The organism is Methylobacterium sp. Gmos1 (genome assembly GCF_053764715.1).
Map to the genome: position 1 here is coordinate 254,016 of NZ_JBSNCC010000001.1, position 18,376 is coordinate 272,391.

Sequence of the window (18,376 nt, forward strand, 5' to 3'; positions counted from 1 at the left end):
GACGGAGCGGAACGCACGCCGATTTCTTTTGAGCCCTCGGCGGTTATGGATCCCGGGTTCCGCTGCGCGGCCCCGGGATGACGAGGAGGGCGGCAATACGGGCGCGTGATCGAGGAGAGCGTGCCGGCGTTCGGATTGCTGTACGCGAGGCCGCTCCCCTACTCCGCCGCCACCCGCTCCTCGTCCTCCCCCAAAAACCCTCCGGATTGCCGCGCCCACAGGCGCGCGTAGAGCCCGCCGGCCTTCACGAGGTCGGCGTGCCGCCCCTCCTCGACGATCCGCCCGCGATCCAGCACCACCAGCCGGTCGAGGGCCGCGATGGTCGAGAGGCGGTGGGCGATGGCGAGCACGGTCTTGCCCTGCATCAGCCGGTCGAGGGAGTTCTGGATCGCCGCCTCGACCTCCGAATCGAGGGCCGAGGTCGCCTCGTCGAGGATCAGGATCGGCGCGTCCTTCAGGATCACCCGGGCGATGGCGATGCGCTGGCGCTGCCCGCCCGACAGCTTGACGCCGCGCTCGCCGACCTGGGCGTCGTAGCCGCCGCGGCCCTTGTGGTCGGTCAGGTCGCGGATGAAGGCGTCGGCGTGGGCGGCTTTCGCCGCCGCGACGATCTCGGCCTCCGTCGCGTCCTCGCGGCCATACGCGATGTTGTCGCGGATCGAGCGGTGGAGGAGCGAGGTGTCCTGCGTCACCACGGCGATCTGCCGGCGCAGCGAGGCCTGCGTCACCCCGGCGATGTCCTGCCCGTCGATCAGGATGCGCCCGCCCTCGAGGTCGTGCAGGCGCAGGAGAAGCGAGGTCAGGGTCGTCTTGCCCGCCCCGCTCGGGCCGACGAGCCCGACCTTCTCGCCGGGTGCGATCCGCAAGCTCAGGTCCTCGATGATCCCGGCCTCCTCCCGGCCGTAATGGAAGCTGACGCGTTCGAACTTCACCGCGCCGCCGGTCACCGCGAGGTCGCGGGCGCCCGGCGTGTCGGTCAGCGCGTGGGGCAGGGCGATGGTCTTCATGCTCTCCTGCACCACGCCGATATTCTCGAACAGCCCGCGCACGGTCTGCATCACCCAGCCCGACATCGCGATCAGCCGCAGCACCAGGGCGAGGCCCGCCGCGCCCTCCCCCGTCGTCATCTGCCCGTGCGACCACAGGGCGAGCACCACCCCGGCGGTCGCCACGATCAGGATGCTGTTGAGGAGCGAGAGCGTGCCGGTGACCGCGGTGATGAGGCGGAACGAGTGCAGGTAGGCGTCGGTGTGGTCGACCGTGGCGGATTGCACCGCCGAGCGCTCCTCGCGGTCGCGGGCGAACAGCTTGACGGTCAGGATGTTGGTGTAGCTGTCGACGATGCGCCCGACGAGGACCGAGCGGGTGTCGGCGACCTTGAGCGAGCGCGCCCGCGCCCGCGGCACGAAGTAGGTGGTGAGCCCCGCATAGGCGAGGATCCACGCGACGACCGGCAGCATCAGCCACGGGCTGATCGAGCCGAACAGGCTGACCGCGGTGACGGCGAAGATCGCCACGTAGAGCAGGGTGTCGATCACCACGATGGCGAGTTCGCGCACCGCCACGCCCACCTGCGTCACCCGGTTAGCGAGCCGACCGGCGAAGTCCGCCTGGAAGTACGACAGGGCGTGGCCCAGCGTGTAGAGGTGCGTGCGCCAGCGGATGAGCGACGTGGTCTGCGGCACCACGTACTGGTTCGACAGCACCTCGTGCAGCCAGGCGAGGACCGGGCGCACCACCAGGATCAGGCCGGCGGCCAGCATCAGCCCGGTGCCGTGGTCGCGCCACAGGGTGCCGGGCCCGGACCGGGCCAGGATGTCGACGAACCAGCCCATCAGCAGGTAGAGCGAGGCCTCGACGCTGCCGGCGGCGAGCGCGACGCAGAACAGGATCGCGAGCGGCCCCCGCACCGGCCGCAGGTAGAACCAGGCGAAGCCCGCCACCGTGTCGGGCGGGCGCTTGGCCTCCTCGAAGGGGGCGAAGGGATCGATGCGGCGCTCGAGCCAGTCGAGGAACATGGGGACTTCCGAAGGTGACGGAGGTCTCAGCTATGGGGGGTTGCGTCCCCGCCAACCGGGGGGCGATGCCGCAGGCGCAAGACGAGGGTATGACGGGGCATCGTCCCCGCTGATCCCGGACCCATGCTGCGCCTCGCCCTCTACCAGCCCGACATCCCGCAGAACACCGGCACGATGCTGCGGCTGGCCGCCTGCCTCGGCGTTGCCGTCGAGATCATCGAGCCGGCCGGGTTCGACGTCTCGGACCGCCATCTGCGCCGCTCCGGCCTCGACTACCTCGACCACGTCGCGATCACCCGCCACCGCTCCTACGCCGCCTTCGACGCCTGGCGCCGGGAGGCCGGGATCCGGCTGGTGCTCGCGACCACGCACGGATCCGTGCCCTACACCGCGCACGCCTTCCGGGACGGCGACTGCCTGATGGTCGGGCGCGAATCGGCCGGGGTGCCCGACGCGGTCCACGCCGATGCCGAGGCCCGGGTGGCGATCCCGATGCGGGACGGCCTGCGCTCGCTCAACGTCGCGGTGGCGGCCGGGATGATTCTCGGCGAAGGCTTGCGCCAGCTCGGCGCCGTCTGACGGCTCGGCTGACAGGATACCTTGGCCGATGGGATCCCTTGGCCGACAGGATCTCTTGGCCCTGGCCCGCCGGTATGGGATGAGAGGGCCATGACCGACGCCGCCCCCGACATCGCCGCGCTCAAGACCGAGGCGACCACCTGGTTCTCCGCCCTGCGCGACCGGATCTGCGCCGCCCTGGAGCGGCTGGAGGAGGAGGCGACAGGGCCCTTCGCGCCGGAGGCCGGCGGGCCGGGGCGGTTCGAGCGCACGCCCTGGGAGCGCCGGGACCATTCCGGCGCGGCGGGCGGCGGCGGTACCATGGCGATGCTGCGCGGCCGGGTGTTCGAGAAGTGCGGCGTCCACGTCTCGGCGGTGCACGGCGAGTTCGCCCCCGAGTTCCGCGGCCAGATCCCGGGCGCGGCGGAGGATCCGCGCTTCTTCGCCACCGGCATCTCGCTGATCGCCCATCCGTGGAACCCGCACGTGCCGACCGTGCACATGAACACCCGCTTCGTCGTGACGACGAAGACCTGGTTCGGCGGCGGGGCCGACCTGACCCCTGTCCTCGACCGGCGCCGTCGCCAGGACGATCCCGACACGGTCGCCTTCCACGCCGCCTTCGAGCAGGCCTGCGCCAGGCACCCGGCGGCGGACTACGCCCGCTACAAGGCGTGGTGCGACGAGTACTTCCACCTGAAGCACCGCGACGAGCCGCGCGGCATCGGGGGCATCTTCTACGACTACCACTGGACCGGCGACCCGGCGGCCGACCTCGCCCTCACCCGCGAGGTGGGCGAGGCCTTCCTCGGGGTCTACCCCGAGATCGTGCGGCGCAACGTCGAGACGCCCTGGACCGAGGCCGACCGCCACGAGCAGCAGGTCCGCCGCGGCCGCTACGTCGAGTTCAACCTGCTCTACGACCGCGGCACGATTTTCGGGCTGAAGACCGGCGGCAACGTCGCGTCGATCCTGTCCTCGATGCCGCCGACGGTGCGGTGGCCCTAGATCCACGGTGAGACCCCTCCCCGACCTCGCCGCTGTCGTCCTGTGGATGGCCGGCGCCCTGCTGTCGTTCTCGGCCACGGCAATCGCGGTGCGCGAGGTGGCGCCGGCGCTCGGGCTGTTCGACATCCTGGCGGCCCGGGCGGGGGCCGGGGTGGCGATCGTCGGGCTGGTCGCGCTCCTGCGCCGCCGGCCGCTGCCGGCGCGGCGGCTCCCGCTGCACCTCGCCCGCAACCTCGTCCACTGGGGCGGCAACTACGCCTGGTCGCTCGGCGTCACGCTGCTGCCGCTCGCCGTCGTCTTCGCCCTCGAATTCACCACGCCGGCCTGGGTCACGCTGCTCGCCGTCCTGATCCTGCGCGAGCGGCTGACCGCGAGCCGGGTCGCCGCGGTGGGGCTCGGCTTCCTCGGCGTGCTGGTGGTGCTGAGGCCGGGCGTCGCGGCGTTGCAGCCGGCGAGCCTGGTAGTGCTCGGCGCGGCCGTGATGTTCGCGCTGACCGCGGTCGCAACCAAGACGCTGACCCGGACCGAGAGCGTACTGTCGATCCTGTTCTGGATGAACCTGATCCAGCTGCCGCTCAACCTCGCGGCCGGCCGCCTGTTCCCGGCGGTGCCGGCGCAGGCCTTCGAGGGGCGGCACGGGCTGGCGCTGGCGGCGCTCTGCATCGCCGGGCTCACCTCGCACTGGTGCCTGACCAGCGCCTATCGCCGCGGCGACGCGATCCTGGTCATGCCGCTCGACTTCCTGCGCATTCCGCTGATCGCGCTCCTCGGCTGGCGCTTCTACGGCGAACCCCTCGACCCGTGGCTGTTCCTCGGCGCCGGGCTGATCGTCGGCGGCATCGTCTGGAACCTCGCGGCGGAGGCGCGGCGACGCGACCCGGTGCCGGTCCCGAACAGGGCTTGACCAATCGCCGCGCCGGCGCGTTGATCGGCGCCATGCTGCTGACCCTCTTCACCGAGCTGCGCGCCGCCAAGGTCCCGGTCTCGCTGCGCGAGTATCTGACCCTGCTCGACGCCCTCGACCGCGACCTCGCCGACAAGCGGGTGGAGGACTTCTACTACCTCGCCCGCACCGCCCTGGTGAAGGACGAGCGCAACCTCGACAAGTTCGACCGGGTGTTCGGCCGCGTCTTCAAGGGCGTGGTCAGCCTGGGCGAGGCGGTGGAGCCGCAAGCCATCCCCGAGGAGTGGCTGCGCAAGCTCGCCGAGAAATACCTCACCGAGGAGGAGCGGGCGCAGATCCAGGCCCTCGGCTGGGACAAGCTGTTCGAGACCCTGAAGCAGCGACTGGCCGAGCAGAAGGGGCGCCACCAGGGCGGCTCGAAGTGGATCGGGACGGGGGGCACCTCGCCCTTCGGCGCCTACGGCGCCAACCCGGAGGGGATCCGCATCGGCCAGGACGGCAACCGCAACTTCCGGGCGGTGAAGGTCTGGGACCAGCGCACCTTCAAGGACCTCGACGATTCGGCGGAGCTCGGCGCGCGCACCATCCGGCTGGCTTTGCGCCGCCTGCGCCGCTTCGCCCGCACCGGCGCGGCGGAGGAGCTCGACCTCGACGGCACGATCCGCGAGACCGCCCGCCACGGCATGCTGGATCTGCGCCTGCGGCCGGAGCGGCGCAACGCCGTCAAGGTGCTGCTGTTCCTCGATGTCGGCGGCTCGATGGACTGGCACGTCGAACTCGCCGAGCAGCTCTTCTCCGCCGCCCGCTCGGAGTTCAAGCACTTCGAGCACTTCTACTTCCACAACTGCCTCTACGAGAAGGTCTGGAAGGAGAACCGCCGGCGCCACACGGAGGCGACGCCGCTCCTCGACGTGATCCGCACCTACCCGTCCGACTACCGGGTGGTGTTCGTCGGCGACGCCGCGATGTCGCCCTACGAGATCGCCATGGCGGGCGGCTCGGTCGAGCACTGGAACGAGGAGGCCGGCCGGGTCTGGCTCGAGCGGGTGCTGGCGCATTTCCCGAAGGTGGCCTGGCTCAACCCGGTGCCGCAGGCGCAGTGGGGCTACTCGCAGTCCAACGCGATGATCCGGCAGATCTTCTCCGACCGGATGTATCCGCTGACGCTGGAGGGGATCGACCAGGCGACCCGGGCGCTGCTGCGCTGAGGATCTACGCCCCCTGCACGATCACCCCGTACCAGCCGAGGCCCCGGTAGGTCTCGTAGCCGGGCGTGCGGTGATAGGCGACGAGGCCCTGGCCGCCCGCCGTCGGCACGACGCCGCTCTCGGGGCCGGCGAGGTCGAGACGCAGCCGCTCGGTGAGGAGGCCGGCGCCGTCGCTCGCGGCGATCACCCGGTGGGCGGCGTCGACGAGCAGCACCCGCGTGCGGGCCCGGTCCTCGGGCGCCACCCGCACGCCCTGGACGATCGCCCGGGCCTGCGGCGCCCAGTCGAAGTGGATCGCCAGCACGCCGAGAGGGCGGCCCGCGGCCTCGCCGTCCCGGCGCACGCTGGCGCAGTAGGTCGCGACCTGGGCGCCGCCGAGGCGGCCCTCCGCCCGGATGTCGGCCGCCGTGTACTCGTCGCCGGAGGCGAGCGCGGCGGCCTGGCGGAACCAGGGCTCCCCCGCCACGCTCGCGCCGCGCAGGCCCGGGAAGCGGTCGGGCCGGCCGGTGGCGAGGATGCGGCCGTCGAGGTCGCACAGCCAGAGATCGAGATAGACCGTGTAGGCCGACAGGATCACGCCGAGGCGCTTCGCCGCGAAGGCCGCGGCCTCGGCGGAAGGGCTCGCCGCGCAGGCGACCACCGCCGCGTCGGTCGCCCACCACCGCACGTCGCAGGTCCGCTCGTAGAGATTGCGGTCGATCAGCTCCACCGCGTTGAGGGCGAGGTCGACCAGGCGCTCCCCCTGCGCCCGGGTCACCAGCCGGGAGACCTGATCCTGCAACCCGACGATGCGCCCGTCGACGTCGGCCTCCAGCTCCCGGGCGAGGCCGGCGATCGCCTCGCCGACGGCCCCGACCTCGTTGGCCACCACCGTGAAGCCGCGCCCGTGCTCGCCGACCCGGCTGCTCTCGATGCGGGCGTTGAGGGCCAGCATCTTCACCTGGCTGGTGATCTGGCGGATACGCTGCGTCTTGTCGTGCGCGGCCTGGCGCAGGGTCGTCGCCGCTGCGGCGATGTCCGACAGGGCGCAGCCCGCCCCCGCTCGTTCGGCGCCCATCTCGCGGGCCTGGTTCGTCACGGCGCATCTCCCGATCCGGGTCTCGGCCCTGGATGTCGGTCGATCTTCGAACGACGCTGCTTAACAAAGTGCGCGATTGGCACGGTCTAGGCCGCTTGACTGATCAGCCCCGCGCGGGATGTCTTCCTGTGGTCGGGACTGAAGTCGGGCCTTCTCGCCGCTCAACCGCAGGTGAGGCGTGCCGTTCCCCTGCGGAACGAGAGGTCGTCGGCCGCACCCGATGCCTCAGCCCTGGCGGGCCGGGGTGGTCACGGTGAGGCCGTCGAGCTCGGGCTTGAGGCGGATCTGGCACGACAGGCGGGAGCTCGGCCGCACGTCGGAGGCGAAGTCGAGCATGTCCTGCTCCATCGGCTCGGCCGGGCCGACGGCTTCCGCCCACTCGTCGCCGACATAGACGTGGCAGGTCGCGCAGGCGCAGGCGCCGCCGCATTCCGCGTCGATGCCCGGCACGTTGTTGCGGATCGCGGTCTCCATCACGGTCGAGCCGACCTCGCCCTTGACGGTGCGGGGCGTGCCGGCGGCATCGACGTAGGTGATCTGGACCATCTGGGACTCCGGAAGCCTCGAGCGCGGCCGCGGATCGGACGTAACGACGCGGCGGGGTCTGATTGGCGGCTGCCGCCCCGGAATGCAAGCGCGCCGTGCGTCGCGCGGCACACGCGCCGCAGCATGGCCCGCGGCCGGAGGCTCACAGCAGCGCCAGCGTCTCGCGCACGGCCTGCATCAGCGCCGGCACAATGGCGCGCGCGCCTTCCGCGTCGCCGGCCCGCAGGGCCGCTTCGAGCCGCCCGGCGAGCGCCGCCACCCGGGCGGCGCCGACGCCGAGGGCAGAGCCCTTCAGGGTGTGGGCGAGGTCGGCCCGGGCCTCGGGCGCCAGGTCCGGATCGGCCAGTCCGGGCATCAGGCGGTCGCACTGGCCGGAAAACAGCCCCAGCACCTCGCGGGCGAGGTCGGCGTCGCCGAAGGTCTGGCGGTCCAGGTGCGCGCGGTCGAGGAGCGTCTCCATCGGGCGTCTCGTCGTGGGTTCCGGTGGGAAGGCAGCGGGCGGGATCCTGCAAGTCCGGGCCGGGCGCAAGGTCGTGCACGGCGCGCGGCTGTGGGCGGCGCGGTTCCGGCGGATCCGGTGGAACGCTGTCCACAGCGTGCTCGGCGTGCGTCCCCGACCCTCCTCCCGCCGACAAAGCCGAGATTCTGCGGCAGGATAGCGGTCCCCCGCGCGGCGCGCCGGACACATGGTAACCATTCCGTTAAGCTTTTTGGGAGGGTTGGCGCGCTCCGGGTATCCGGCTGGTACTCCTTGCGTCTAAGGTTCTCGTGGTAAACCGCTGAGATCGCGTCGGCTGGCGGCACGGCGCGGGTTTCGCGGGATCTCGGGGATGATGCGGCGCGGCGGCCCTGACGGGCCGCCCGGCGGCGTTCACGGCGTAACGAGGCGTTCGATGGCGACGGAAAAGAAGCTCAAGGATCCGGCGGAAGCGGCGCTGTCGGCGATTGAGCAGGCCCTGAACCTGGACCATCCGGCGGGCTCCGATCCCCGCTCGCCCGACCCCCGCGCGATGGACCCCGAGGGCGCCCGCGTCGAGCCGCGCCTGCCCGACGTGCACGATTCCGACCCCCTCTCCGACCCCCTGGCGGGTGCCGCCCGCGAGCCCGGCTTCGACGGCAGCCCCCTGCCTGCCGCCCGCGACGGCCGCCGCGAGGGCGGGCTCCTGCCGCCCGACCGGTCCCTCGTCGCCAACGACGACCGCCGCAGCGTCGGGGCCCTGCAGCAGACCCTGCGCATCGAGCCCTCGCGCGCGCCCTACCTCGTCGCGAGCGTCGCCGCCCTCGCCTGGCTCGCCGGCTTCGCGGCGCTCGCATGGAGCCAATCCGGCGGCGACCTGCGGGGCTTCGCCGCCGGGCTCAGCGGCCTCCAGGGCGCGGTCGGTGCCGCCGCCGTGCTCGCCCCGGTGATGCTGTTCTACATCGCCGCGATGCTGGCGGTGCGCGCCCAGGAGATGCGCCACGTCGCCCGCGCGGTCGGCGAGGTCGCGATCCGGCTCGCCGAGCCCGAGGGCTTCTCGACCGACGCGGTCCTGACGATGTCGCAGGCGGTCCGGCGCGAGGTCGCGGCGGTCGGCGACGGCGTCGAGCGGGCGCTCGCCCGCGCCGGCGAGCTGGAAACCCTGGTGCGCGGCGAGATCTCGACCCTGGAGCGCGCCTATTCGGACAACGAGATCCGCATCCGCTCCCTCGTCGAGGAGCTGGTGGCGCAGCGCGAGTCGATCGTCGCCAACGCCGAGCGGGTGCGCGGCGCGATCCAGGGGTCGCACCAGAACCTGACCCAGGAGCTCGACACCGCGGCCGAGCGGATCGTCACCGCCGTCGACGGCGCCGGCGAGCGGGTGACCGCTGCGCTCGGTGCCCGCGGCGAGGCGATCACGGCGGCGATCGGCGACCGCGGCGACGCGGTGACCGCGGCGCTCGCCGCCACCGGCGACCGGGTGGTCGAGGCGGTGGCCGGCCGCGGCGACGACCTGGTGCAGCGCCTCATGGCCACGAGCGAGGGCGTGAAGAGCGACCTCGGCAGCGTCGGCGACTCGTTGAGCCGCGCGCTCGAGACCCGTGCGGTCGAGGTCACGGAGGCGTTCGAGCGCACCGGCGGCCTCCTCACCCGCACGCTCGCGGAGAATGCCGGCACCGTCGCCCGCACGCTCGCCGAGACCGGAGCCGAGGTGATCGAGGCCCTCAACCGCGAGGGCGCGCAGGTCCGCGACACCTTCGAGCGCTCGGCGCAGGGGCTGGAGGAGCGCTTCCTCGCCCGCGGCACCGACCTCACCGAGCGCTTCGCCGAGACCGGGGGCGCCATCACCGAGCGTTTCGCCGCCTCCGGCAGCGCCATCGCGGCCCATATCTCCGACCGCGGCATCGCCCTGCGCGAGGAGATCGAGCAGGCCGGCAACGGCGTCGCCGTGGCGATCGAGGCCCGGGCCGCCGCCGCCGAGGCCGGGCTCGCCCGCGCCAGCGACGGCGTCATCACGGCCTTCGGCGACCGCGCCACCAAGGTGCGCGACGACCTCTCGACCCTGGTCGAGGATGCAGCCCAGGCGCTCGGCGTGCGCGGTGCCGATCTCGCGGCCCGCCTCGAGGAGACGATCGGGCGCGTCGAGGAAGTGCTGGTCGGCCATGGCGGCAGCCTGGAGCGCAGCCTGGACCAGACCGGCGAGCGCGTCGCCGCCCTGGTGGCCACCCGCACCGGCGAGGCCGAGGATCGGATCGGCCAGGCGCTGTCCGGTCTCAGCCTCGCCTTCGAGACCCGCAGCCGCGACCTCGCCGACGGCCTCGACCAGCGCACCCGCGAGACGCAGGCTGCCTTCGCGCTCGCCGCCGACACCCTCCAGGGCGGCTTCGAGGCCCGCACCGCCGGCGCCGGCGAGGCCCTGCGCCGCACCGCGGACGAGATCGGCGCCGACCTCGACGCCCGCGCTGCCGCCCTGGCCGACCGCTTCCGCGAAGCCGCCGAGGCGGCGACCGGCCACGTCGGCGAGCAGGCCGGGGAGGCCGCGACCGCCTTTGCCCGCGCCGCCGACGAGGCCGGCCGCACCCTGGCGACCCGCGCGCAATCCATCGACGAGTCCCTGCGCGGCACGATCGATCACCTGACGCGCCAGGCCGAGGACGTCTCCGCCGCCCTGGCGCTCGCCGCCGAATCCGCCACCGGCGCCCTCGACGGACGCAGCGCGGCCGCGGCCGCCGCCTTCGTGGCCGCGGCTGAGGAGGCGAGCCGCCTGATCGGCGAGCGCACCGAGATCGCCGACACCTCCCTGCGCACCGCGCTTGCCGGCCTCGCCGAGCGGGCCGAGGCCGCCGCAGCCGCCCTCACCTCTTCGGCCGACACGGTCGGCGACGCGCTGCAAGGCCGCTCGACGGAAGCCGCCGAGATCATGCGCCGGGCCGCCGAGCAGGCGACGGGTGCGCTCGGCACGCGCACGGTGGAAGTGGCGCACATCTTCCGGCGCGCCGTGGAGACCACCGGCGCCGAGTTGGACGCCCGCAGCCAGGAAGCCGCCGCGCTGTTCCGGCAAGCGACGACCGCGACGACCGGCGAGCTGGGCGCGCGGGCGGAAGAGGCCGCCGAGGTGCTGCGCCGTGCCGCCGAGACGGCGACGGGGGCGGTGGGTGCGCGCACGGCGGAGAGCGTCGAGGCGTTCCGGCAGGGTGCGGAGGAGGCCACGGGTGCGCTCCAGGCGCGCCTGGCCGAGGCGGCGTCGTCCTTCGCCCGGGTGGCGGAGGAGGCGGCCGAGCTGATCGGGACGCGGGCGGGTCAGGCCGACACGGCGCTTCACGGCGCCGTGGTGGGTCTGGCGGGCCGGGCCGAGGAGGCCGCGCTCGCCATCGGCCGCGCCGCCGAGACGGCGACCGACGCCCTCGACGCGCGCACGCTGGCCGCGACGAACGCCTTCGCGCAGGCCGCGGACGCGGCCGGGCGCCTCGTGTCCGAGCGGGCCGGCGCGGCGGATGCCACCCTCCGAGGTGCGGTGGACGGCCTCGCCGAGCGGGCCGAGGAGGTCGCTGCGGCGATCACCGCCGCCGCCGAGCAGGCGACCGGGCATTTCGATGCCCGCACGCTGGCGGCGGCCACGGCCTTCGCCCGCGCCGCCGAGGAGGCCGGCCGCCTGGTGGCCGAGCGCACCGAGACCACCGACGCGACCCTGCGCGGCGCGGTCGATCACCTGACGCGCCAGGCCGAGGACGTCTCCGCCGCCCTCGCGCTCGCCGCCGAATCCGCCACCGGCGCCCTCGACGGACGCACCGTCGCGGCGACCGCGGCCTTCGCGGCGGCCGCCGAGGCGGCCGGCCGCATGATCGCCGAACACGCCGAAACCGCCGACGCCTCCCTGCGCACCGGTCTCGCCGGCCTCGCCGAGCGGGCCGAAGCCGCCGCTGCCGCCCTCACCTCGTCGGCCGACACGGTCGGCGACGCGCTGCAAGGCCGCTCGACGGAAGCCGCCGAGATCATGCGCCGGGCCGCCGAGCAGGCGACGGGCGCGCTCGGCACGCGCACGGTGGAAGTGGCGCACATCTTCCGGCGCACGCTGGAGACCACCGGCGCCGAGCTGGACGCCCGCAGCCAGGAAGCCGCCGCGCTGTTCCGTCAGGCGACGACCGCGACGACCGGCGAATTGGGCGCGCGGGCGGAAGAGGCCGCCGAGGTGCTGCGCCGGGCTGCCGAGACGGCGACGGGGGCGGTGGGTGCGCGCACGGCCGAGAGCGTCGAGGCGTTCCGGCAGGGTGCGGTGGAGGCGACGGGTGCGCTCCAGGCGCGTCTGGCCGAGGCGGCGTCGTCCTTCGCCCGGGTGGCGGAGGAGGCGGCCGAGCTGATCGGGGCGCGGGCGGGTCAGGCCGACACGGCGCTTCACGGCGCGGTGGTGGGTCTGGCGGGCCGGGCCGAGGAAGCGGCCATCGCCATCGGCCGCGCCGCCGAGACCGCGACCGAGCACTTCGACGCGCGCACCCTGGCGGCGGCCTCGGCCTTCGCCCGCGCCGCCGAGGAGGCCGGCCGCCTGGTGGCCGAGCGCACCGAGAGCACCGACGCGACCCTGCGCGGCGCGGTCGATCACCTGACGCGCCAGGCCGAGGACGTCTCCGCCGCCCTGGCGCTCGCCGCCGAATCCGCTACCGGCGCCCTCGACGGACGCAGCACGGCCGCGGCTGCCGCCTTCGTGGCCGCGGCGGAAGAGGCGAGCCGCCTGATCGGCGAGCGCACCGAGATCGCCGACACCTCCCTGCGCACCGCGCTTGCCGGCCTCGCCGAGCGGGCCGAGGCCGCCGCTGCCGCCCTGACCTCGTCGGCCGACACGGTCGGCGACGCGCTGCAAGGCCGCTCGACGGAAGCCGCCGAGATCATGCGCCGGGCCGCCGAGCAGGCGACGGGCGCGCTTGGCACGCGCACGGTGGAAGTGGCGCACATCTTCCGGCGCACGCTGGAGACCACCGGCGCCGAGCTCGACGCCCGCAGCCAGGAAGCCGCCGCGCTGTTCCGTCAGGCGACGACCGCGACGACCGGCGAGCTGGGCGCGCGGGCGGAAGAGGCCGCCGAGGTGCTGCGCCGTGCCGCCGAGACGGCGACGGGGGCGGTGGGTGCGCGCACGGCGGAGAGCGTCGAGGCGTTCCGGCAGGGTGCGGAGGAGGCCACGGGTGCGCTCCAGGCGCGCCTGGCCGAGGCGGCGATGTCCTTCACCCGGGTGGCGGAGGAGGCGGCCGAGCTGATCGGGACGCGGGCGGGTCAGGCCGACACGGCGCTTCACGGCGCCGTGGTGGGTCTGGCGGGCCGGGCCGAGGAGGCCGCGCTCGCCATCGGCCGCGCCGCCGAGACGGCGACCGGCGCCCTCGACACCCGCCTCGCCGAGGTCGGGACCGCCTTCGAGGGCCATGGTCGCGCGCTGACCGACCTGATCGGCCGGCACGCCGAGGAGACCCACACCCGCCTCGCCGCGACGGGCCGCGACATCGTCGTGGCCGTGGCGAGCCAGGGTGCTCGCGTCAACGACGCGCTCGACAAGACCGGCACCGCGCTCGCCAGCGCCGCCGAGAACGGCGGCCGGGCCATCGACGAGGTCCTGACCAACCGCCTCGCGGCGCTCCAGGACGCGATCGCCCGCGGCGACATCCTCGCCGACCGGATCTCCCGCGACACCCACGACCTCACCGCGAGCGTCTCGGGCCGCCTGGAGGAGATGGACCGCCTCATCACGGTCCAGGGCCGCGCCGTGGCCGAGACCATCGCCGAGCGCACCCGCGAGGCGCGCGAGGCCGTCGAGGCCCAGCTCGGGGCGCTCGAGGACCGCTCGGCCAAGCGCACCGCCGAGATCGGCGCGACCTTCAGCACCATGGTGGCCCATGTCGACCAGCATATCGGCGCCCGCGCCACGGCGCTGAACGAGGCTCTGATCGTGCGGGCCGGCGAGATGGCCCGGGTGATGGCCGAGGGCGGCCGCGAGGTCGCCCAGGCCCTCGACGGCCGCGCCGACGAGCTCGCCCGCGCCATCACCGCCCGCAGCCAGGCGATGAGCGACGCGCTGACCGCCCGGGTCGGCGAGATCGGCGACGAGCTCGGCCGCCGCACCGAGGAGCTGACGCGCTCCCTCGACGCCGGCGCCGCCCGCTTCGACGAGCGGGTGATCGCCCGCCTCGACGGCCTCGCCCAGGCCCTCGACGAGCGCGGCCGCATCGTCGACGAGACCTTCGGCGTGAAGGCCGAGGAGGCCCTGCAGCTGATCGAGAGCCGCACCCGCCGCCTCGACGAGGAGCTGGGCGCCCGCACCCGCGAGCTCGTCACCTTCGTGGAGAACCACAGCGGCGAGGCGAGCCGCGACCTCGCCGAGAAGGCCGAGGCGATCCGCGCCGCCTTCGAGGGCCGCAGCGAGACCCTGGCGCTCCTCGTCGACGAGCGCACGGCTGCCATGGCGCAGGAGATCGACGAGCGCGGCCGGGCGATGGTCGGGACCCTCGCCGGCCGCATGACCGAGCTGGCGCGGCTGTTCGACCGCGGCGGTACGGCGCTCTCCGACCTCGTCGGCAAGCGCGGCGAGGCCGTGCTCGGGGCGCTGCGCGAGACGATCGAGGAGGCGGACCGGGTCCTCGCCGAGGGCTCGGGCCGCATCGAGACCATCGTCGGCGAGCGCGGGACCGCTCTCGCTACCCTGCTCGACGGCCAGTCGGCGGCGCTCCATGCCGGGCTCGACGACCGGATCCGCGCCCTGCACGACGTGCTGGAGCAGCGCGCCGGCGCGGTGCGCCAGGTCCTCGACGAGCAGGCCGGCGCACTCGGCGCCGTGCTCGACGACCGGGTCGGGACCCTGCGCGGCGTGCTGGCCGAGGGCGGCGACACCCTGGCGGCGACGCTGGAGGAGCGCGTCGGCCGCGCCGTCGGCACCGTCGACCAGCGCACCCACGCCCTCTCGCGCCTGTTCGACGACCGCCTCGCCGCCCTCGACCACCTGGTCGAGAGCCGCGGCGCGGCCTTCGCGGAGGCGGTGGAGGCCCGCGCCCAGGCGCTCGCCGGGATGCTCGACGACCGTGCCGAGGCCTTCGCCCGGGCGGCGCAGTCCGGCGGAACCAGCCTGTCGGGCCGCATCGAGGCGGCGCTCCGCGACCTCGACGGCCTGATCGAGGCCCGGTCGCGGGCGCTGGAGACCCGCCTCGGCGAGCGCGGCGAGGCGATGGCCGGCCTGATCGCGGCGAGGGGCGAGGAGGCCGCCGGCCTGCTCGAATCCCGCGTCGCGACGCTGGGCGACGCGGTGTCGCGCAGCGCGCAGGCCGTGTCCGGCCTCCTCTCCGAGCGCCAGGCCGGCCTCGGCGACGCCCTCGACGGGCACCGGACGGCGCTGGCCCAGACCCTCACCGAGCGGGTGGAGGCCCTGGCGGCCCTGCTGCGCGAGCGCGAGGCGGCCATCGCCGGCACGATTGAGCAGGGCGGCGGCAACCTTGTGCGGCTGATCGACGGGCGCCAGCGGGCGCTGGCCGAGCTGACCGGCGCCGGCGACGTGCTGGCCCGCCGGGTGCAGGAGCGCATCGACGTGCTCGCCGCGACGATCAGGAGCGGCGGCGACGCGCTCGCCGGCCTGCTCGACTCGCGCAACAGCGATCTCGCCGAGACTTTCGACGGCCGCGGCGCGGCGCTCGCCGCCCTGCTCGACGCCCGCGTGGCCGAGCTGTCCGGGGCACTGGAGCGCAGCCGCGCCGCCCTCGACGCGGTGCTCGGCGGCCAGGTCGAGGCGCTGGGCCAGCGGCTCGATGCCGGCGGCGCGGCGGTCGCCGCCCGCCTGCACGAGAGCGTTCAGATCCTCGACGGCACCGTCGAGGAGCGGGCCGCGGCCTTCGGCGCGCTCGTCGATGCCAAGGCGGCGGAACTCGCCGCGCTGATGGCGGCCCGCACCGAGGCCCTGTCGGGCAGCGTCGACGAGCGCTCCGCCGCCTTCACGGCCCGGATCGACGGCCGGATGCGCGCCTTCGCCGCCCTGGTGGCGGCCCGCGGCGAGGCCCTGGCCGACGCCTTCGACGACCGCAGCGACGCCTACGCGGCGCTCGTCGACGCCCGCACCGCGGCGCTCACCGCCGCCCTCGACGAGCGGGTCGCGAGCCTGCACGGCGCCATGGACGAGCGCTCCGCGGCGCTCGCCGCGGCGGTGGACGAGCGCAGCGCGCAGCTCAGCTCCGGCTTCGACCGCCGGGCGGCGGCCTTCGCGGCGCTGATCGACCAGCGCGGCACCACCCTGACCCGGGCGCTCGCCGAGACCGCCCGCGACCTGACCCAGGCGATCGACGGGCGCGGCGGGGAGCTGAACCGCGGCCTCTCCGAGACCGTCGAGACCCTGCGCCAGATCGTCGACGAGCGCGGCGGTGCGCTCGGCCAGACCCTCGCGGCGACCACCGCCTCGCTGCAGCGGACGATCGACCAGCGCGGCGGCGCGCTGGTGGCGGCGCTGGCTGCGAGCGGCGAGACGGTCGACGGGCTCGACCGCCAGGTGGCGCAGCTGCGCGACCTCGTCGACGGCCCCGGCAGCGCGCTGGTGACGGCGCTGACCGAGCGCAGCGAGGCGCTGGAGCGGGCGGTCAACGAGGGGATGGGCGGCGCCGTGGCGGCGCTGGGCGAGCGCGCCGAGACCCTGGCGGCCCTGTCCTCCGAGGCGGCCGAGACCCTGCGCCGGGCGGCCGACCAGGGCGCGGCCCGGGCGGCCGAGGTCCTGGCCCAGGTCAACCAGCGCCTCGGCGGCGAACTCGGCGGCCTGATCGGCCGCATCGAGGCCGCTTGCGGCGCCCTCCAGGACCTCATCGGCAAGTCCGGCGAGAACCTGTCGGCGATCGAGGGCGGGCTGTCCGGCCGGGTGCAGGAGATCCAGTCGGCCCTGGCCGAGATCGCCGCGGAGACCGGCAAGGCCTCCGATCGGGTCGCCGAGCAGGTCGGCGCGCTCCAGGGCGCGGCGACCGGGGCGCTGCGCCAGGCTTCCGGCCTCGCTGCCACCCTCGACGCCCGCGGCAAGGCCCTGACCGAGACCGCGCGCCAGCATATCGGCGACCTCACGGCCGCGGCCGGCGCGCTGGAAGGCGCCGAGGGCCGGGTCAACGCCTCGCTCGGCGAGCGCCAGGCCGAGATCGACGCCCTGCTCGGCAGCATCGACGCCCGCTCGACGGCGCTCGCCGCCGCCACGGAGGGCGTCGGCGCTCGGGTCGAGGCGACGCTCAAGACCATCGAGGCCCGCACCCAGGCGCTCGGTCGCGAGATCGAGGCCAGCGCCCGCCAAGCCGGCAGCGCCGTGACGGAGGCGTTCGAGCGCCTGCGCTCCGGCACCGGTCAGGAGGGCGAGCGGGCGGCCGAGACGGTCCGCCAGGCGGTGGCGGGCGCCTCCGGCGAGATGCGCGAGGCGTTCGGCGATGCCGCCGAGCGCTTCCAGGGCACGGTGGAGGCCATGCGCGGCATGGCCGGCGAGATCCGCCGCACCCTGGAGGAGATCCGCGGCGACCTGCAGCGCGGCGTGGTCAGCATCCCGCAGGAGGCCCAGGACGCCACCGGCGAGATGCGCCGGGTGGTGGCCGAGCAGATCAAGGCCCTGAACGAGCTCTCGGCCCTGGTCCAGCGCTCGCCCCGCGCCGTCGATGTCGCGCAGCCCCTGGCGCAGTCCCGCGTCGCGGAAGCCGGCCGGTCGGCCGCGGCGGTCGCAGGCCCGGTGGTCCAGAAGCCGCAGGCCCAGAGCCCGCAGACCCCGAGCCCGCAAGTCCAGAGCCCGCAAGTCCAGGCGCCGGCGCAGCCCGCTCCGGTGCAGGCCGCCAGGCCGACGGCGCCGAAGCCTTCGGCCCAGGCTCCGGCCCAGCCGGCGCCCCAGGCTCCCGCCCAGGCCGCCGTCCCCGCGCGCCCGGCTCAAGCTCCGGCTCAAGGCTCGGGCCGTCCGGCACCGGCGCAAGGCGCGGCCCGTCCCACCACGCCGCAGGCCCCGACCCGGCCCGCCGGCGAGGCGCGGCGCGACGCCGCCCCGCCCCGCGCCGGGTCCGGCGGCTGGCTCTCCGACCTCCTCTCCCGCGCCTCGCAGGAGGACGAGGACGAGGTGCCGGCGGCCGGCAAGGCCGCGGGCAAAGCCGGCCAGGGCAACGGCGCCGACCGGGCGGGGGCTGCCGCGATCGACTCGATCTCCAGCAACATCGCCCGGATGATCGAGCACCCGGCCGCGGTGGACCTGTGGGATCGCTACCGGCGCGGCGAGACGGACCTGTTCACCCGCCGCCTCTACACGCCGGAGGGCCAGCAGACCTTCGACGAGATCCGCCGCCGCTACCGCGCCGAGCCGGATTTCCGCCGGACCGTCGACCACTACGTGCGGGAATTCGAGCGCCTGCTCGGCGAGGTCTCCCGCACCGACAAGGACCCGCGCCGGGCCAACGCCTACCTCACCTCGGAGAGCGGCAAGGTCTACACGATGCTGGCCCATGCCAGCGGGCGCTTCGAGGGGGCGTGAGCCCCCGCGGTCTCCGCCCGAGACCGCACTGACCGAACGACGAGCCGCCCCCCGGTCCTGCGCGATCCGGGAGGCGGCTTCGTTTCGGAGGACGGGCTTCCCCGCTCCACTGC

The 18,376-nt window shown here is 74.9% G+C and carries 9 protein-coding genes; 5 read left to right on the forward strand and 4 right to left on the reverse strand.

Annotation, left to right across the window (positions count from 1 at the left end; translation table 11 throughout):
* Nucleotides 1–158 precede the first annotated feature (158 nt).
* Nucleotides 159–2,018 (reverse strand): ABC transporter ATP-binding protein, encoded by a 1,860-nt coding sequence (locus tag ACS5PV_RS01185; RefSeq protein WP_455393558.1) that lies wholly within the window; start codon nucleotides 2,016–2,018, stop codon nucleotides 159–161.
* 123 nt (nucleotides 2,019–2,141) lie between these two features.
* Here ACS5PV_RS01185 and ACS5PV_RS01190 point away from each other — a divergent pair, with 123 nt between their 5' ends.
* From ACS5PV_RS01190 to ACS5PV_RS01205, 4 genes are all read left to right on the forward strand, one after another.
* Nucleotides 2,142–2,597, forward strand: a complete 456-nt coding sequence (locus ACS5PV_RS01190) for a tRNA (cytidine(34)-2'-O)-methyltransferase (RefSeq protein WP_455393559.1) — start codon at nucleotides 2,142–2,144, stop codon at nucleotides 2,595–2,597.
* A 90-nt stretch (nucleotides 2,598–2,687) separates the two neighbouring features.
* Nucleotides 2,688–3,584, forward strand: a complete 897-nt coding sequence (gene hemF / locus ACS5PV_RS01195; protein WP_455393560.1) for an oxygen-dependent coproporphyrinogen oxidase — start codon at nucleotides 2,688–2,690, stop codon at nucleotides 3,582–3,584.
* A 7-nt stretch (nucleotides 3,585–3,591) separates the two neighbouring features.
* Nucleotides 3,592–4,488 (forward strand): DMT family transporter, encoded by an 897-nt coding sequence (locus tag ACS5PV_RS01200; protein ID WP_455393561.1) that lies wholly within the window; start codon nucleotides 3,592–3,594, stop codon nucleotides 4,486–4,488.
* A gap of 32 nt (nucleotides 4,489–4,520) precedes the next feature.
* Nucleotides 4,521–5,696 (forward strand): vWA domain-containing protein, encoded by a 1,176-nt coding sequence (locus tag ACS5PV_RS01205; RefSeq protein WP_455393879.1) that lies wholly within the window; start codon nucleotides 4,521–4,523, stop codon nucleotides 5,694–5,696.
* 4 nt (nucleotides 5,697–5,700) lie between these two features.
* On the opposite strand, the gene ACS5PV_RS01210 is transcribed toward ACS5PV_RS01205, so the two are convergent.
* The 3 genes from ACS5PV_RS01210 to ACS5PV_RS01220 all read right to left on the reverse strand — a co-directional run bounded on the left by ACS5PV_RS01210 (nucleotide 5,701) and on the right by ACS5PV_RS01220 (nucleotide 7,780).
* Nucleotides 5,701–6,753: a methyl-accepting chemotaxis protein gene (locus ACS5PV_RS01210; RefSeq protein WP_455393880.1), complete on the reverse strand. Its 1,053-nt coding sequence runs from the start codon at nucleotides 6,751–6,753 to the stop codon at nucleotides 5,701–5,703.
* Nucleotides 6,754–6,999: 246 nt separating this feature from the next.
* A complete protein-coding gene (locus tag ACS5PV_RS01215) occupies nucleotides 7,000–7,320 on the reverse strand; it encodes a 2Fe-2S iron-sulfur cluster-binding protein (protein WP_455393562.1) in 321 nt (106 codons plus the stop codon).
* Nucleotides 7,321–7,462: 142 nt separating this feature from the next.
* Nucleotides 7,463–7,780, reverse strand: coding sequence for an Hpt domain-containing protein (locus ACS5PV_RS01220; protein ID WP_455393563.1), 318 nt, complete (start codon nucleotides 7,778–7,780; stop codon nucleotides 7,463–7,465).
* A 433-nt stretch (nucleotides 7,781–8,213) separates the two neighbouring features.
* Here ACS5PV_RS01220 and ACS5PV_RS01225 point away from each other — a divergent pair, with 433 nt between their 5' ends.
* On the forward strand, nucleotides 8,214–18,263 hold the full coding sequence (locus tag ACS5PV_RS01225; RefSeq protein WP_455393564.1) for an apolipoprotein A-IV repeat region-like domain-containing protein: 10,050 nt from the start codon (nucleotides 8,214–8,216) through the stop codon (nucleotides 18,261–18,263).
* Nucleotides 18,264–18,376: the final 113 nt, after the last annotated feature.

Coding starts and splice junctions, on each gene's coding strand:
- ACS5PV_RS01185 (WP_455393558.1), bottom strand. CDS start 2,018: ATGTTCCTCGACTGGCTCGAGCGCCGCATCGATCCCTTCGCCCCCTTC.
- ACS5PV_RS01190 (WP_455393559.1), top strand. CDS start 2,142: ATGCTGCGCCTCGCCCTCTACCAGCCCGACATCCCGCAGAACACCGGC.
- hemF (WP_455393560.1), top strand. CDS start 2,688: ATGACCGACGCCGCCCCCGACATCGCCGCGCTCAAGACCGAGGCGACC.
- ACS5PV_RS01205 (WP_455393879.1), top strand. CDS start 4,521: ATGCTGCTGACCCTCTTCACCGAGCTGCGCGCCGCCAAGGTCCCGGTC.
- ACS5PV_RS01210 (WP_455393880.1), bottom strand. CDS start 6,753: ATGGGCGCCGAACGAGCGGGGGCGGGCTGCGCCCTGTCGGACATCGCC.
- ACS5PV_RS01215 (WP_455393562.1), bottom strand. CDS start 7,320: ATGGTCCAGATCACCTACGTCGATGCCGCCGGCACGCCCCGCACCGTC.
- ACS5PV_RS01220 (WP_455393563.1), bottom strand. CDS start 7,780: ATGGAGACGCTCCTCGACCGCGCGCACCTGGACCGCCAGACCTTCGGC.
- ACS5PV_RS01225 (WP_455393564.1), top strand. CDS start 8,214: ATGGCGACGGAAAAGAAGCTCAAGGATCCGGCGGAAGCGGCGCTGTCG.